Origin of the sequence: Pseudomonas sp. SMV7 (assembly GCF_052041995.1) — a bacterium.
Lineage (GTDB): Bacteria > Pseudomonadota > Gammaproteobacteria > Pseudomonadales > Pseudomonadaceae > Aquipseudomonas.
This window is the reverse complement of the sequence record NZ_JBKGGT010000013.1, coordinates 55,036-70,986: the sequence shown is the minus strand read 5'-3', so window position 1 is coordinate 70,986 and position 15,951 is coordinate 55,036. Positions and strand designations below refer to the sequence as shown.

15 protein-coding genes are annotated in these 15,951 nt (G+C 65.9%); 9 read left to right on the top strand and 6 right to left on the bottom strand.

What is annotated here, in order from left to right:
- Positions 1–23: 23 nt before the first annotated feature.
- From ACLEJP_RS16910 to ACLEJP_RS16900, 3 genes are all read right to left on the bottom strand, one after another.
- Positions 24–917 carry a dihydrodipicolinate synthase family protein gene (locus ACLEJP_RS16910; RefSeq protein WP_440808187.1) on the bottom strand — a complete coding sequence of 298 codons (894 nt, stop codon included), beginning with the start codon at positions 915–917 and terminating at the stop codon, positions 24–26.
- A gap of 47 nt (positions 918–964) precedes the next feature.
- On the bottom strand, positions 965–1,747 hold the full coding sequence (locus ACLEJP_RS16905) for an aldolase (protein ID WP_440808186.1): 783 nt from the start codon (positions 1,745–1,747) through the stop codon (positions 965–967).
- A gap of 176 nt (positions 1,748–1,923) precedes the next feature.
- The gene (locus tag ACLEJP_RS16900; protein ID WP_440808184.1) at positions 1,924–2,784 is read right to left on the bottom strand and encodes a CAP domain-containing protein; all 861 of its coding nucleotides are present in this window, start codon (positions 2,782–2,784) and stop codon (positions 1,924–1,926) included.
- Positions 2,785–2,874: 90 nt separating this feature from the next.
- On the opposite strand from ACLEJP_RS16900, the gene ACLEJP_RS16895 reads away from it, so the two are divergent.
- Positions 2,875–4,161 (top strand): sensor histidine kinase, encoded by a 1,287-nt coding sequence (locus tag ACLEJP_RS16895; protein ID WP_440808182.1) that lies wholly within the window; start codon positions 2,875–2,877, stop codon positions 4,159–4,161.
- A gap of 192 nt (positions 4,162–4,353) precedes the next feature.
- Here the strand turns inward: ACLEJP_RS16895 and ACLEJP_RS16890 are convergent, their stop codons facing one another.
- Entirely contained in the window at positions 4,354–5,292 is a 939-nt protein-coding gene (locus ACLEJP_RS16890) for a LysR family transcriptional regulator (protein WP_440808181.1), read from the bottom strand.
- A gap of 143 nt (positions 5,293–5,435) precedes the next feature.
- On the opposite strand from ACLEJP_RS16890, the gene ACLEJP_RS16885 reads away from it, so the two are divergent.
- Both ACLEJP_RS16885 and ACLEJP_RS16880 read left to right on the top strand, forming a co-directional pair.
- A complete protein-coding gene (locus ACLEJP_RS16885; protein WP_440808180.1) occupies positions 5,436–6,359 on the top strand; it encodes a carbon-nitrogen hydrolase family protein in 924 nt (307 codons plus the stop codon).
- A gap of 30 nt (positions 6,360–6,389) precedes the next feature.
- Positions 6,390–6,947 carry a GNAT family N-acetyltransferase gene (locus ACLEJP_RS16880; protein WP_440808178.1) on the top strand — a complete coding sequence of 186 codons (558 nt, stop codon included), beginning with the start codon at positions 6,390–6,392 and terminating at the stop codon, positions 6,945–6,947.
- A 29-nt stretch (positions 6,948–6,976) separates the two neighbouring features.
- Here the strand turns inward: ACLEJP_RS16880 and ACLEJP_RS16875 are convergent, their stop codons facing one another.
- A complete protein-coding gene (locus ACLEJP_RS16875; RefSeq protein ID WP_440808177.1) occupies positions 6,977–8,542 on the bottom strand; it encodes a winged helix-turn-helix domain-containing tetratricopeptide repeat protein in 1,566 nt (521 codons plus the stop codon).
- 242 nt (positions 8,543–8,784) lie between these two features.
- Between ACLEJP_RS16875 and ACLEJP_RS16870 the strand changes: the two genes are divergently transcribed.
- The 5 genes from ACLEJP_RS16870 (at position 8,785) to tcuB (ending at position 13,719) form a co-directional block, all read left to right on the top strand.
- Positions 8,785–9,528 carry an SDR family oxidoreductase gene (locus ACLEJP_RS16870; protein ID WP_440808174.1) on the top strand — a complete coding sequence of 248 codons (744 nt, stop codon included), beginning with the start codon at positions 8,785–8,787 and terminating at the stop codon, positions 9,526–9,528.
- 38 nt (positions 9,529–9,566) lie between these two features.
- Positions 9,567–9,980, top strand: coding sequence for a cupin domain-containing protein (locus ACLEJP_RS16865; RefSeq protein ID WP_170029028.1), 414 nt, complete (start codon positions 9,567–9,569; stop codon positions 9,978–9,980).
- A 62-nt stretch (positions 9,981–10,042) separates the two neighbouring features.
- Positions 10,043–10,963: a LysR family transcriptional regulator gene (locus ACLEJP_RS16860; RefSeq protein ID WP_440808171.1), complete on the top strand. Its 921-nt coding sequence runs from the start codon at positions 10,043–10,045 to the stop codon at positions 10,961–10,963.
- A 142-nt stretch (positions 10,964–11,105) separates the two neighbouring features.
- A complete protein-coding gene (gene tcuA, locus ACLEJP_RS16855) occupies positions 11,106–12,557 on the top strand; it encodes an FAD-dependent tricarballylate dehydrogenase TcuA (RefSeq protein WP_440808169.1) in 1,452 nt (483 codons plus the stop codon).
- A complete protein-coding gene (gene tcuB, locus ACLEJP_RS16850) occupies positions 12,538–13,719 on the top strand; it encodes a tricarballylate utilization 4Fe-4S protein TcuB (RefSeq protein ID WP_440808167.1) in 1,182 nt (393 codons plus the stop codon). Before tcuA ends, tcuB begins: the two co-directional genes overlap by 20 nt.
- A gap of 60 nt (positions 13,720–13,779) precedes the next feature.
- Here the strand turns inward: tcuB and ACLEJP_RS16845 are convergent, their stop codons facing one another.
- Positions 13,780–14,673, bottom strand: a complete 894-nt coding sequence (locus ACLEJP_RS16845) for a LysR family transcriptional regulator (RefSeq protein ID WP_440808164.1) — start codon at positions 14,671–14,673, stop codon at positions 13,780–13,782.
- A 146-nt stretch (positions 14,674–14,819) separates the two neighbouring features.
- Between ACLEJP_RS16845 and ACLEJP_RS16840 the strand changes: the two genes are divergently transcribed.
- Positions 14,820–15,899, top strand: a complete 1,080-nt coding sequence (locus tag ACLEJP_RS16840) for a 4-oxalomesaconate tautomerase (RefSeq protein WP_440808161.1) — start codon at positions 14,820–14,822, stop codon at positions 15,897–15,899.
- Positions 15,900–15,951 lie beyond the last annotated feature (52 nt).

Genomic DNA, 15,951 nt, shown 5'->3' with positions numbered 1-15,951 from the left:
CCGTGGGAGGGGCAGATAGCGTGTCAGTGGCCCGCGCCGAGTTCCTCCAGCAAGCCTTTCAGGTAGGCGCTGCCCTGCGCATCCAGTGGCTGCAGCGGAAGGCGGGGGGCGCCGACCTGCTGGCCGAGCATCTGCAAACCGGCCTTGATGGTGGTGGGCAGGCCGCGGCGGGTGATGTACTCCAGCAGTTGGTACTGGCGATAGAACAGCGCACGGGCCTCGCCCAGGTCGCCTTGCTGCACCGCGTCCCACAGCGCCAGGTTCAATGCCGGGATCAGGTTGGGCGCGGCAGTGCACCAGCCGCTGGCACCGGCCACCAGGGCTTCCAGGGCGAGCGGGTTGCAACCGTTGTAGAAGGCCACCTGACCCTCGGTGGCCTTGAACAGGCGGTGCATGCGCTGGATGTCACCGGTGCTTTCCTTGACCATGGTCACCCTGGGCACTTCGTCGAGGATGCGCAGGATCAGCTCCACCGACAGGTCGGTGCCACTGGTCCCCGGGTTGTTGTAGAGCATGATCGGAATGTCGATCGCCGCGCCCACCGCCCGGTAGTGGGCGAGCACTTCGGCTTCGGTGAGCTTCCAGTAGGAAATCGGCAGCACCATCACGGCGGTGGCGCCGCAGGCCTGGGCCAGGCGGGCCCGCTGCACGGTGCGTGCGGTGGTCAGGTCGGAGACGCTGACCACGGTTGGCACACGGCCGGCGATGCGCGCCTGGCTGAAGCGCACCACCGTTTCCCATTCGCTGTCGGACAGGTAGGCGCCCTCGCCGGTGCTGCCCAGCGGGGCGATGGCATGCACGCCGTCGGCAATCAGGCGGTCGATGGACAGGCCCAGGGCATCCAGGTCAAGCGTGCCGTCTGCCGTGAAAGGGGTGATGGTGTAGCCGATAACGCCGCGAATTACAGGTGTAGACATGAGCAGGTACCTCTGCCGTTGTAGGGGTTGGGGAGCAACATCGTCGATCAGCCCAGGCAGTCGCCGTGGGCACGCAAGGCACGGCGCGCGAAATAGCTGAACGCGGCGCCATGACGTTTCGGGGTGGAAATCCAGTCGTGGGCTTCCTTGCCCAGTGCCTCGGGGATGGGGCGGATGTCGCCGGCGCCCATGGCCAGCAGCTGCATTTTTGCTGCGCGCTCGAACAGCATGGCGAGCACGCAGGCTTCCTCGATCGAGCGGCCGGCGATCAGCAGGCCGTGGTGGGAAAGCAGGATCGCGCGCTTGTCGCCGATCGCCCTGGCAATGATCTCGCCTTCCTCATTGCCCACCGGTACGCCGGGCCATTCCTTGAGAAACGCGCAGTCATCGAACAGCGGGCACAGGTCCATGTGCGAGATGGCCAGCGGCACCTCCAGCATCGAAAGGGCCGCGCTGTGCAGCGGGTGGGTGTGGATGATGCAGTTGACGTCGGCACGTGCGCGGTACAGCCAGCTGTGGAAGCGGTTGGCCGGGTTGGCCATGCCGCGGCCTTGCAGCACGTTGAGGTCTTCATCCACCAGCAGCAGGTTGGAAGCGGCGATTTCGTCGAAGCCCAGGCCGAGTTGCTGGGTGTAGTAGGTGCCGGGTTGTTCGGCGCGCGCGGTGATCTGCCCGGCCAGGCCGGAATCATGGCCAGCCTCGAACAGGATGCGGCAGGTGAGGGCAAGTTTTTGCCGTGGGGTGTAGGTGTTGTCGGCCAGCGCCGTCAGCATTTGTTGTTGGGCGAGTTTGACGAGCTGGTCCTTGGGGGTGTGCATGGTGGTCGTCATGAGCGGGTACCTGCAGGGAGTGGCGAACAGAGGCTGATCGGCGCGAGGCGACGTCAGGACACAATTGCGATCTTAATGACACAAAGTGTCATAAGCAAGCGTTGTGTCATCCTCTGGGCATTCACCCACGGTAATTTGTGCTGCAACCCAGCCCTGTCGAATACCGCTGGCCTGGTTCAGGGCGCGCCGAACACCATCGTCCAGTAGACCCCGTCATCGCTACGCGAATTCTCGGCATATGCCGCGCCCACCTGGGTAAACATCGGGTTCATCAGGTTGGCGCAATGTCCCGGGCTGGCCAGCCAGCCTGCCATCGCCTTGCTCGCTGAGCCCTGGCCGGCGGCGATGTTCTCGCCGACCTGCCGCCCCCGGTAGCCGGCATCCCGCGCCCGGTCCGCCGGCAGGTCACCGTCGAGGTCGCGGTGGGCGAAGAAGTTCTCGTTGGCCATCGCCCGGCTGTGGCGCTGCGCGGCCGCGCCCAAGGCGGCGTTCCAGCTCAGCGGGCGTGCGGCAGCAAAGCGCTGGCGCCCGCACAGGCGCGGTTTGGCCCGTGCCGCGTTGACTTGTGCCAGCAACGCCTGGCCCGTGGCGCGGCCGTCGCCGAGTTGGGTATCCAGCAACGGGCGCGCCAGCACTACCTGCCACTCGTTGCGGGCCCGGCGCACGCCAATATCGGCGTACTGGTTATCGAGCAAGGCCGTGCAGTAATCGCTGCGCAGCATGTCGAAAGCCTCCTCGGCATCGTGCGCGCCGACCAGGCGGATCGCCCGCACCTTCACTGCCTGATAGCCAACTGCCTTCAAGCCGTCGCGCAAGCCACCCCCATAGCCGATCGGCAGCGCCAGGTTCGCCTTCATCGCCAGCGGCGTCGAGGCCCGTACCAGGCGCCGCTCGCAACGCTGTGGCTGGGCGCGGTAGTCGTTGATCGCCACCACCAGTTGCCGCTCCCCGCTGGCATGGGCGGGGTTGGTCAACAGCGGCAGGAGCGGGAACAGGCAAAGCGAGGCAAGGCGGGAGCAGCGGGCAGCTTGGCGCATGGGCGAACAGCTCGGCAGAGGGGTGGCAGTGAGGCCGATGAAAGGGCCGGGCTAAGACTGCGCGGCGCGGCACGGGTTCACCCACGGGCAATGGATTTTCATCTGCCGGCGAACCGCCAGGCGGTAGCCTGCCACAAAGGTGGCGCGCGGCTCGAAAACCGGGCTTTGCAGCGCTACGCTTATTCCACCCAATCGAGAACTGCCCTGGTCAAGCAGCGGAGGAATGACTGCATGCGGTTGTCTACGTTCATCATTGAGCAGATGGAAAGCATCCTCCAGGCTTGGGAGGACTTCGCCCGAACGGTTGACCTGCCCAGGGAAGCATTGAGCATATCGGGCCTGAGGAACCACGCTGCGCACATTCTTCTGGCCGTGGCGCAGGACATGCAAACCCACCAGACCGTACAGCAGGAAATAGACAAGTCCCAGGGCCTCGCTCCGGTGTCGGCGCGCGAAAGTGCGGCAGAAACCCACGCAGTCATGCGCCTGATGGACGGCTTCAGCATGGACCAGATGGTGTCGGAGTACCGCGCCCTTCGCTCAAGCGTGTTGCGCCTGTGGCTTGCCCAGGAAACGTCGATCGACCAGCCCGAGCGGGTGACGGAGATCATCCGCTTCAACGAAGCCATCGACCAGGCCCTGGTCGAATCCATCGCCTCGTATGGCAAGGCCGTCGAGACCACACGCAAGATGGTGCTGGGTGTACTCGGCCATGACCTTCGCTCGCCACTGACAGCGATCACCATGGGGGCCGATATGCTGGCCAAGAGCCAACAGCTGGGGCCCCGGGAACAGACGGTGGTCACCCAGATCTCCGCCAGCGTCCGGCGGGCCAACGAGCTGATGAACGATTTGCTCGACCTGGCCCGATGCAATCTGAGCCTGGGCATACCTGTACAGCGTGAGCCGAATGAGTTCAGTGCGTTGTGTGACGCCATCGTCAAGGAAGTCAGCCTGGCCCATCCGCAGATCGACCTGCGCCTGGAGCAGGCGGCGCCATTACCGGCCAGCTTCGACCCGTCACGCATGTCCCAGGCGGTGTCGAACCTGGTCACCAATGCCATACGCCATGGCGATACCGGCTTGCCGATCCAGGTGCGGCTTGCGACCGAGAACGATTGCGCGGTGATCGAGATCCACAACTGGGGCAATCCCATTTCGCCAGAGCGCATGACGTACCTGTTCAATCCCGAGGCACGCTTGGCCGGGGTGGGCCATGCCGAGAGTGGAAAACCGCATGGGCTGGGGCTTGGCTTGTTCATTGCCAACGAGATTGTCACCAGCCATGGTGGCACGATCGAAGTCGTGTCCAGTGCAGAACGGGGTACGACCTTCCGGGTTGTTTTTCCTCTTGAAACTGGTACGTCTGCCGGTTGACGGTGCAGTACGTCAACTGTACGAGCGGATTCATCCGCGAAGCCGGCGACGCGGTGGATGGCACCGGCTATGCCGGTGATCGCGGCTGAAGCCGCTCCTACAAGGCTCGTGTCAGGGCGCTGAATGGAGACAATTTCGCCGGCGCTGGGAGCGGGTGTGTCCGTTCCCGCACGGTAACTGCCTGCAATGGTTTCACCCAGGCAGGAGCGGCCTTGTATCGCTGCCTGGCAGTTGTGCAATGACCTCGCGCAGCAAGGCCGTTATCAGGCGAATCGCGGGGTCGCGGGCATTGTCGATGCGCCAGCCCAGTTCTATCGAATACCGTGGCAAGTGGATCGGGCAAGGCTGACACATGACATGGCTCACCCTAGCCAGCGCCTTGGCCGCATGCGTTGGCAGGGTGGCTACGCAGTCACTGCCTTGCAACAGCGCAGGGAGCGCAGCGAAATGCGTGGTGGAAGCCTCCACCGTGCGGCTCTGCGCCTGCGCTGCCAGCACTTCGTCCACTACGCCAACATAGCCGCCTGAAGAAACCAGGACATGGCGTTTTTCCAGGTAAGCCTCGAGAGTCAGCGCAACCGGCGCAGCGCTGGTTGCCGTCAGGCAACTGTAGCCGCCGGTTCCCAGCGCCAGGCGCCCGAGCGCTTTCGAGGCGACGGCGCCTGAGGTCAGCGCCAGGTCGAACTGCCGATTCATCAGGGCATCGTTGGCCAGCAAGCTGTGGGTCTGCTTGAACACCAGGCGGATGCCAGGCGCATGGGTTTTCGCCCGATCGATCAACTGCCTGCCGATCGCCAGTTCGAAATCATCCGACATGCCCAAGGCAATCGTGCGCCCCTGGATGGCCGCACTGTCGTTGAATGCCAGCATCAAGCCCTGGCGACACTTGTCCAGCGCGGCAGCAACCACAGGGCGCAGTTCCTCGCTTTTTGCCGTGGGCTTGAGGCCGCGCCCGGTGCGCTCGAACAAGTGGTCGCCGAAGACCAGCCGAAGCCTGGCCAGTGCAGCGCTCACCGCTGACTGGGTAATGCCCAGGCGGATCGCGGCGCGGCCGGCACCGCCTTCTTCATACAAGGCTTCGAAGACCTTGAACAGGTTCAGGTCCACCGAGGCGAGGTCGAGTTTGCTCATGACCGGGACTGCCCTTTGCAAGAATGACTGCGGCCACGCTAGGCGAAACCCGATATGAACGCCAGTCATGCCGTGGCGGTGTTGTTCAATAACGCCTCGCGACAGAACATGGCAGTCACACCCTCCACACGAGACAGACGATCATGGCCCGTACCACCGTTGCAGCACTGCAGATAGGTTCCCACCCGGACGGCAAGACCGAGACCCTGAAGTCGATCCTCGGCTACGAGGAAGCGATCAGGGCCAGCGGGGCAAAACTGGTCGTGATGCCCGAAGCGCTGCTTGGCGGCTACCCGAAAGGCGCGACCTTCGGCACCTACCTGGGCTATCGCCTGCCTGAGGGGCGCGAGGCATTCCAGGCCTATTTCGACAACGCGATTGATGTGCCCGGCGCGGAAACCGATGAACTCGCCGCGCTCTCCGAGCGCAGCGGGGCGCACCTGGTGGTCGGGGTGATCGAACGCGCCGGTAACACCCTGTTCTGTTCCGCGCTGTTCTTCTCGCCAGAGGGCGGGCTGGTCGCCAAGCACCGCAAGCTGATGCCGACGGGCACCGAGCGCCTGATCTGGGGCCAGGGTGACGGCTCGACCCTGCCGGTGGTCGATTCGCCCGCGGGTAAGCTGGGCACGGCGATCTGCTGGGAGAACCACATGCCGCTGCTGCGCACGGCCATGTACGCGAAAGGGGTGCAGGTATGGTGCGCGCCGACCGTCGATGAGCGGGATGTCTGGCAAGCCAGCATGCGCCACATCGCGCATGAGGGGCGGATGTTCCTGGTCAGTGCCTGTCAGGTCCAGCCGTCACCGCGTGAATTGGGTGTCGAAGTGCCAGGCTGGGACCCGCAGCGTCCCCTGATTCAGGGCAACAGTGTTATCGTCGGGCCGCTGGGCGACGTGCTTGCCGGGCCGCTGCGCGGTGAAGCGGGGCTGTTGACCGCGGATATCGACCTGGAGGAGCTGGTGCGCGCGCGTTACGATTTCGACGTGGTGGGCCATTATTCGCGGCCCGACGTGTTTTCGTTGAACGTCGATGAGCGCGCCAGGCGCGGTGTCGACTTTCAAAACTGACTCATTGCCGAGGTATACGGGAGCGCAAGCATGGATGGCCTTGCTACCTTGTTCACCCAACGTCTGCTGCTGACGCCGTTGCGCTTGGAGGATGCCCAGGCGATACAGGCGCTGTTCCCCCAATGGGAGGTGGTGCGCTACCTCGACCGGCGCGTGCCATGGCCGTATCCGCCAGACGGGGCGCTGAGCTATGTGCGAGATATCGCTTTGCCGGCGATGGCCGCCGGCCGGGAGTGGCACTGGATGATCCGCCTGCGCGACGAAGACGAGCGCACCATCGGCAGCATCAGCCTGTATGACCAGGCTGGGAACAACCGCGGATTCTGGCTGGCGCCGCAATGGTGGGGCCATGGCTATATGCGGGAAGCATGCCGGGCCATCAATGCTTACTGGTTCGAGACCTTGGCGCGCCCTGTCATGCGGGTCCCCAAAGCGGTGGCCAACAAAGCGTCGCGCAAGGTTTCGGAGCACGAAGGGATGCGCCTGGTCGATGTCCGGGATGGCGATTTCGTTGCCGGGCCGATGCGCGTCGAGATCTGGGAGATGACCCGTAGCGAGTGGCTAGGCAGGGTGAACCCAGGCCGCTAGTGGCTTGTGCCTGGTCGGCGGCTTTCCGGTCAGGCTGGCAACCCGGCCAGGCGCAGTCCCTCGGCCAGCCGGGCCAGGTCCTCGTCGCGATGGATCGGCAACCACTCACGCAAGGTCGACACACGCAGCTCCGGGTCCTGCTCGCGCAAGCGCGTCATGGCCCGGTAGGCGCTGTCCAACCGCCCGCTCAGGGCATGGCTGGCGGCGACCAGGGCTACCGCCACCAGCAGGTTGGGCAGGTTGCCCAGCGATTTTTCTGCCCACTCCAGCGCTTGCTCCAGGCGCCCGGCAAAGAAGTGTGCCAACGCCATGCCCACCTGCATGCGGAACATCTCCGGGTCCAGCGGGCTCAGGCGGGTGGCATGGCTGAGGTTGTCGATGGCGGTCTGGGTCTCGCCACGTAGCGCCCGCAACACCCCGCCGAGGAACCAGGCCGGCGCCAGGTTGGGGTTGAGCAGGCGTGCCCGGTCGAGCAAGGCGATGGCACCGTCCAGGTCGCCGGTCAGATGGCCAAGGGCATGGCCACCGCGGGTCAGGGCCACGGCATCGTCACGCCCCAGCGCCACGGCAAGGCGCGCGAGCCGGGCGCCCTCGGCGATTTCCTCGGCGCGGCTGTCCATCCAGCCATTGAGCTTGCGCCAGAAGTAGCACCATGCCGCCATGCCATAGGCCGAAGCGAACTCCGGATCGCGCTCGATGGCGTGGTAATACAGTGTCAATGCCTCGGCGATCGCCTCGCGGGTGCCGTGGTGCAGCTTGGCCGTGCCGCGCAGGTAGAAATCGTAGGCGCCAAGGTCGGCGGTAGGCTTGCGTTTGGCCCGCTCGATCTCGGCCCGCTCCAGCTGCGGTGCGATCGCCCCTACCACGCTTTCAGTGACCTGGTCCTGCAACTCGAACACATCATCCAGCGCCCCTTCGAAGCGCTCGGCCCACAGGTGCTCGCCGCTGCTGGCGTCGATCAGCTGGCCGGTGATGCGCAGCCGCTGGCCGGCCCGGCGCACGCTGCCTTCGAGTACGTAGCGCACGCCCAGTGCCTGGCCGACCTGCTGCACGTCGATGGGCTGGCCCTTGAAGGTGAAGCTGGAGTTGCGGGCGATGACGAACAGCCAGCGGATGCGTGACAGCGCGGCAATGATGTCCTCGACAATACCGTCGGCGAAATAGTCCTGCTCGGGGTCACCGCTGAGGTTCTGGAACGGCAGCACGGTGATCGACGGCTTGTCCGGCAGTGCGGGCCCGCTGGGTGCCGGCGCCGTTTCGGCTGCGGCTGGCGCTGGGCTGCTGGCGGCTTCGCGGACCTCGCCGACGAAGCGGTAGCCCTTGCGCGCCACGGTGCGCAGCAGCCGTTGTTCCTCGCCGGAGTCGCCGATGGCTTTGCGCACGGCATTGATGTGGCTGGTGATGGTCGACTCGGAGACCACCTTGCCGTTCCACACCCGTGCCAGCAATTCGTCACGGCCCAGCACCCGGTCGCGGTGGCTGACCAGTTGTACCAGCAGGTCGAATACCTGCGGGCCGATGGCCACGGCCTGGCCCTGGCGGGTCAGTTCCCGGCGTTGCTCGTCGAGCTGATAGTCGTCAAACACGAATGGCACGTGGCATCCCTCGCACGCCGTGGGCCTGGTGGCCGAGGCGCCTGGTTTCAGGTATCGGTCGATGATACGGCAGCAGCCCAGGCGGCAGTACTGGCCGGCGCCCGGCTTGAATAGTTTGGACGCAAATTAAAGCCTGCGTGGAGGTAAATCCAGCCAGCGAACAAGGACTCGCTGTGCCAGGCGGCGCATGCTGCAGCCAGACGACGGCAATGGTTGCGGTCGTGCATCTGGAGACACCCCCAATGAAAATCGTGGTCATCGGAGGCACCGGCCTCATTGGTTCGAAGTTGGTCAACGGCCTGCGTGAGCGCGGCCACCAGGCCGTCGCGGCGGCGCCGAGCACCGGGGTCAACAGCATCACCCGCGAAGGCCTGGCCGAGGCGATGGATGGCGCGGATGTGGTGGTGGACGTGGCCAATGCCCCGTTCTGGGAGGACCAGGCGGTGCTGGAGTTCTTCGAGACGTCCACGCGCAACCTGCTGGCGGCCGGGAAAGCCGCTGGGGTGAAGCATCATGTGGCGTTGTCGATCGTCGGTACCGAGCGCCTGCCGGACAACGGCTACTTCCGCGCCAAGGTCGCCCAGGAGGCGTTGATCAAGGACTCGGGGCTGCCGTACACCGTGCTGCGGGCCACGCAGTTCTTCGAATTCGTCGAAGGCATCGCCCAGGCGGGTACTGTCGGTGACGAAGTGCACCTGTCGCCGGCGCTGTTCCAGCCGCTGGCTTCCGATGACGTGGTGGCGGCGCTGATCGACGTGGCCCTGGCACCCGCAGCCAACGCTACGCTGGAGGTGGCCGGGCCAGAGGCGCTGCCGATGGACGAGCTGGTGCGCCGCTTGCTGCGCCTGCGTGGCGACAACCGCAAGGTAGTGGCCGACGTGCACGCTCGCTATTTCGGCGCCGAACTCGACGACAAGGCACTCACCCCCGGCAGCGGCGCGCGGCTTGGCGCCACCCGCTTCGAAGACTGGCTGGCGCGCCAGTGAGTCGCCCCGCCCTCAACCGTCAACCAAGGAGCATCAGCATGTTCAATCGCACCCTCCTGGCCGCCGCGTTCAGCGTGCTGGCCATCACCCCGGCAATCGCCGCGGAACGCCCGCTGAGCAAGGTCACCGTGGTGTTCGACAAGCCGCTGCCGAACGTACCAGGCAAGAGCATGCGCGGGGTCATCGTCGACTACGCGCCGGGCGCCGCGTCACCCGCGCACCGCCACCCGAATTCCGCCTTCATCTACGCCACCGTGCTCGAAGGTGAAGTACGCAGCAGCGTCAACGGCGAGCCGGCCAAGGTCTACAAGCCCGGCGAGAACTGGTACGAGGCCCCGGGCGCGTTCCACGGCGTCAGCGCCAACGCCAGCGACAGCAAGCCGGCCAAGTTGATGGCGGTGTTCGTGCTCGACAGCAACGAGACGGTACTGGTCACCCCGAGCGACAAGTAGGCCGCGGACCGGCCGCTATCCTGCGTACAATGCGGGCAGGGCAGGGGCATCGCGAGGTCGCTATGGAGTTACGCCAGTTTCGCTACTTTTTGACTGTGCTGGAGCACGGCAGCCTGGGCCGGGCCGCGCTCGAACTCGGGGTGGGCGCGTCCGCCCTGAGCCAGCAGCTGTCGAAGCTGGAAAGCGAGCTGAGCACCCGCCTGCTGACCCGCTCGAGTACCGGCGTTGCGCCGACGGCAGCGGGCCTGGCCTTCGAGTACCACGCGCGACTGGCATTGCGCCAGGCCGAGCATGCCATGCTGGCGGCGCAGAGCGGGCGCATGAGCGGCTACGTCAGCGTCGGCCTGGCGCCGACCACCGCATCGGTCCTGGGCCTGGCCCTGATCGAGCGGATGCGCCAGCGCTATCCGGACATCCACCTGCACCTGGTGGAAATGCTCTCGGGCTACCTGCTGAGCCAGCTCAACGCCCGGCACCTGGACCTGGCGGTGTTGTTCCAGGCGGAAGCGGGGGCGCGGCTGGAGGTGCGCCCGCTGCTGCAGGAGCGCTTGTTCGCCCTGGTGCCGCAGCGCCTGGTGCAGGAGGGCTGGGGCGAGGCGCTGAGCTTGCAGCAGATCGCCACGCTGCCGCTGGTGATGCCCAGTACCCAGCATGGCCTGCGCTCGACCTTGCAGGCGATCCTGGCCCGGGCCGGGCTGGAAGCCGACATCGTCATGGAAGTCGACGGTCTGTCGCTGCTCATGGAGTGCGTGGCCGCCGGCCACGCCGCCACCTTGCAGCCCGGTGCCGCGGTAGCCCGGGCAGCGCAGGCCGGCGTGCGGGTATTCGCCATCGACGATGCCCAGGCGCAGCGCCGCAACCTGGTGGTGAGCCTGAGTGAAGACGAACTCTCGCCGGCTGCGCTGGCGACCCGGATCGTGCTGCATGAGGTGGCCCGCGATCTGGTCGCCGAAGGCCAATGGCCGGGCGCGCGCCTGCTGTGAGGCGAGCGTGCGCCGGTACCCTTTAGCAAAACTGAACACCTACCCACGCTGATCGCGTTTCGTCACCGGCACGGTGTCTTTAGATTCCGTGGTCCGCGAGGAGCACACCGACCGTTCTGGCTCCTCGAGACCTGGAGGCGAAATGATCGATGTGCTTGTCATTGGTGGTGGCAACGCCGCCCTGTGCGCGGCGCTGATGGCGCGTGAGGCCGGCGCCACAGTGCTGCTGCTGGAGGCCGCGCCGCGTGCCTGGCGTGGTGGCAACTCGCAACACACCCGCAACCTGCGGTGCATGCACGATGCACCGCAGGATGTGCTGGTCGATGCATACCCGGAAGAAGAGTTCTGGCAAGACCTGCTCAAGGTCACCGACGGCCAGACCAATGAAAAACTGGCGCGGCTGGTGATCAGGGCATCGTCCGACTGCCGCGGCTGGATGCGGCGCCACGGCGTGCATTTCCAGCCGTCGTTGTCCGGGGCCTTGCACACGGCGCGTACCAATGCGTTTTTCATGGGCGGCGGCAAGGCGCTGGTGAATGCCTATTACCGCAGTGCCGAACGCCTGGGCGTGCAGGTTCGCTACGACACCCCGGTGTGCGACATCGAGCTGCACGGCGAGCGTTTCGTCGCCGCCCATGTACCGGCGCGCGAGGTGGCCGGGCGGCAGTTGCCGGCCGAACGCATCCAGGCACGCAGCTGCGTGCTGGCCGCCGGTGGCTTCGAATCCAATCGCAGCTGGCTGCGTGAGGCCTGGGGGCAGAACCAACGCGGCGAATGGCCGGCGGACAACTTCCTGGTGCGCGGTACCCGCTTCAATGACGGCGTGCTGCTGCGGCGCATGATCGACCTGGGCGCCGACACCATCGGTGACCCGACCCAGGCGCACATGGTAGCCATCGATGCCCGCGCGCCGCTTTACGACGGCGGCATCTGCACCCGCATCGACTGCGTGTCGCTGGGGCTGGTGGTCAATCGCGAAGGGCAGCGCTTCTACGATGAGGGCGAAGACTTCTGGCCCAAGCGCTACGCGATCTGGGGCCGCCTGGTGGCCCACCAGCCGGGCCAGGTCGGGTTTTCCATCATCGACCAGAAGGCCCTGGGCCGCTTCATGCCGCCGGTGTTTCCAGGCACCACGGCCAACACCCTCGAAGAACTGGCGGGCTTGCTTGGCCTGCCGCCGGCGGCCTTCGTGGACACCGTGCAGGCCTACAACCGCGCCTGCCAGCCCGGCACCTTCGACCATACCCGGCTGGATGACTGCCACACCGTCGGGATCGCCCCGGCCAAGAGCCACTGGGCATTGCCCATCGATACGCCACCTTACTACGGCTACCCGCTGCGCCCTGGCGTCACTTTTACCTACCTCGGTCTGCGCACCGACGAGACCGCCGCGGTTCACTTCGCTGGCCGCTGCAGCCCGAACCTGTTCGTGGCCGGTGAAATGATGGCCGGCAACGTGCTGGGCAAGGGCTACACCGCCGGGGTCGGCATGTCCATCGGCACCGCCTTCGGCCGTATTGCCGGCACTCGTGCCGCTGCCGCCGCGCGCATTCCATCCCCAGACGAGGCCCGCCATGACCGCGCAACTGCCTGAACCCCGCCAGTACCAGCCCGCCGCAAACGGCCCCGAGCTGATCCCGTTGCTGAGCCTGGACGAACAGGAAGTGCAGCGACAGATGAGCATCTGCAACGCCTGCCGCTACTGTGAAGGGTTCTGCGCCGTGTTCCCGGCGATGACCCGCCGGCTGACCTTCGGCAAGGCCGATATCCATTACCTGGCCAACCTCTGTCACAACTGCGGCGCCTGCCTGCACGCCTGCCAGTACGCCGCGCCCCACGAATTCGCCGTCAACGTGCCGCAGGCCATGGCCAAGGTGCGCGGCCAGACCTACGCCGACTATGCCTGGCCGGCGGCGTTCGGCCGCCTGTACCGGCACAATGGCAGCTATGTCGCCGGTGCGCTGGCCCTGGCGCTGTCGCTGTTCCTGCTGCTGGCCCTGGCGGTCAACGGCACCTTGCTGCCGGGGCGGCTGGCGGGCGATTTCTATGCGGTGTTCCCGCACAACACCCTGGCGCTGCTGTTCGGCAGCGTCTTCAGCCTTGCCGGTGTGGCGCTGGCGCTGGCGCTGCGGCGTTTCTGGCGCCAGGTTTCGCCCGCCGGGCAACAGGCAGCACCGGCCGATGGCGCTGTGCTCGAGGCATCGACGGCAGTGCTGACGCTGAAGTACCTCGACGGCGGGCATGGCCAGGGCTGCAACAATGCCGACGACCGCTACACCCTGTGGCGGCGCCGCTTCCATCACCTGACCTTCTACGGCTTCCTGCTGTGCTTCGCGGCCACGCTGGTCGCCACCGGCTATCACTACCTGCTCGGCCTGGCGGCGCCTTACCCGCTGCTGAGCCTGCCGGTGCTGCTGGGCACGGCCGGTGGGGTTGGCCTGGTCATCGGCCCGCTCGGGCTGCTGGCGCTGAACCTGCGCCGGGCGCCGGAACACGGCGATGCCCGGCAAAGGCCGATGGACCGGGCATTCATCCTGCTGCTGTTGCTGGTCAGCGGCACCGGGCTGGCACTGCTGGCGCTGCGCGACAGCGGAGCCATGGCCATCCTGCTGGCCATCCACCTGGGCACGGTGATGGCGCTGTTCCTCACGCTGCCCTATGGCAAGTTCGCCCACGGCCTGTTCCGCAGCGCCGCATTGCTGAAGTTTGCCATCGAGAAGCGCCGGCCCGACCCGCATGGCCTGGGTGGGGACTGAGGCATGGGCGCGGCACTGGTATCTGCCTGGCTCGGGCAGCAGCCTGATGGCCGCGCCCGCTCAGCGGTTGGGCCACTTCTCCAGCAGGATCGAAACGAACTTTTCCGCAGCAGGCGACAGCGACGCACCGCGCCGGTACACCAGGCCCAGGGTGCGCGTCACCTGGGGTTCGATCAGCGGCACGCTGACCAGGGTCGGGTGGTCGGCGCTGGGCATGGCCAGGCTGGGCATGGCGGACACCCCCAGCCCGGCCTCGACCATCCCCAGCGAGGTGGACAGGTGCTGCACCTCGTAGAACCACTTGGGGCGCAGGTTGAGGCCGGAGAGGGCATGGTCGAGCAGCATGCGGTTACCGCTCAGGCGGCCAACGCCGATCAGCCGGTAGTCGGCAAGTTCGGTCCAGGTCACGGCCTCACGCCCCGCCAGTTTGTGGTCGCGCCGGCAGGCCAGGACAAAGTGCTCCTGCACCAGCGAGACGAATTCGATGTCCGGGTGTTGCCCGCTCATCATGTTGATGCCGAAGTCGGCTTCGCCGCGCAGCACGGCTTCCAGGCCGTCATTGGCGCTGAGGTCGAGCAGGCGGATACGGATTTTCGGGTACTGCTCGTTGTAGTCGCGGATCACCGACGGCAGGAAGTAGAACGCGGCGGTGGGAATGCAGGCGAGGGTGACCTGGCCGGTCTGCCGCTCGGCCAGCTCGCGGATGCTGAGGATCGAGTCTTCGAAATCATCCAGCAGCCGCCTGGCCTTGGGCAGGAAATCGCGCCCGACACCGGTCAGGCTGACCCGACGGGTGGTGCGCTCGAGCAGCGAGGTGCCCAGCCCTTCTTCGAGCTTCTTGATCCGCCGGCTCAGCGCCGGCTGCGACAGGTGCAGTGCTTCGGCGGCCTCATGGAAGCTGCCGAGTTCGGCGATTTTCACGAAAGATCGGATGTCTTGCAGCTCATATTCCATAAATAAACCACAGCCCGTTCGACGGAGAATTATTTTGTGAAAAGCAATAATGGCTACGATATTTGCATTGGATTGATTTATCCATCCCTGTCACTCTTTTGCTCACAGCATCAATGATGTCCATTGATCAACAAGAGTGCGAAATCATGCAACGAATTCCTTGCGTACTCATGCGCGGTGGCACCTCCAAGGGGCCGTTCTTCCACGCCTGGGACCTGCCTGCCAATGTGGTCGAGCGCGACGAATTGCTGATCAACCTGATGGGCTCCGGCCATGAGCTGGAAATCGACGGCATCGGTGGCGGCAGCCCGCAGACCAGCAAGGTCGCCATCATCAGCCCGTCGTTGCATGCCGACGCCGACGTCGACTACCTGTTCGTCCAGGTGATGGTCGCCCAGCGCCGGGTCGATACTGCCCCCAACTGCGGCAACATGCTGTGCGCCGTGGGCCCGTTCGCCATCGAGCAGGGGCTGGTCAAGGGCCAGGACGGCAAGACCCTGGTACGCATTCGCAACCTCAACACCGGTACCTTCGTCAACTCGCTGGTCGAGACCCCCGGCGGTATCGTGCGCTACGAAGGCCGTACGGCGATTGATGGCGTACCGGGCACTGCCGCCCCGGTGCACCTGACCTTCCTCGATGCGGTCGGCAGCAAGACCGGCAAGCTGTTCCCCACCGGCCAGGCCAAGGATGTGATCGATGGTGTGCCTGTCACCTGCATCGACATGGCCATGCCAATGATGGTGGTACAAGCCAGCGAACTGGGGGTCAGCGGCGCGGAAACCCCGGCCGAACTCGACGCCAACGGCGCGCTGCTCGAACGCCTCGAGGCGTTGCGCCTGAAGGCCGGCAAGGCCATGGGCCTGGGGGACGTCAGCGGCATGGTCATCCCCAAGCCGGTGCTGGTGTCCAAACCGCGCTACGACGGCACCGTGCAGGTTCGCTACTTCATGCCGCACAACTGCCATCGCGCCCTGGCGATTACCGGCGCGGTAGGCCTGGCGACTGCCTGCGTCAGCCCTGGTACGGTGATCGCCGACCTGCTGGGCGAGGGCGCCGGGCAACTCACCGAGGTGCGCCTGGAACACCCGAGCGGCGGCATCGATGTCGCGCTGTCGCGCAGCGGCGCCGATGGCAAGACGATCCAGGCCTCGGTGGTGCGAACCGCCCGGCGGCTCTTCTCAGGGTTCGTCTACGCCCCTACATTCCGCAGGTTGGCGGGGTAAGCCCAGGCGTTATCCAGACCTGCACAATCGCAACAAGCGCATCCGCACAATT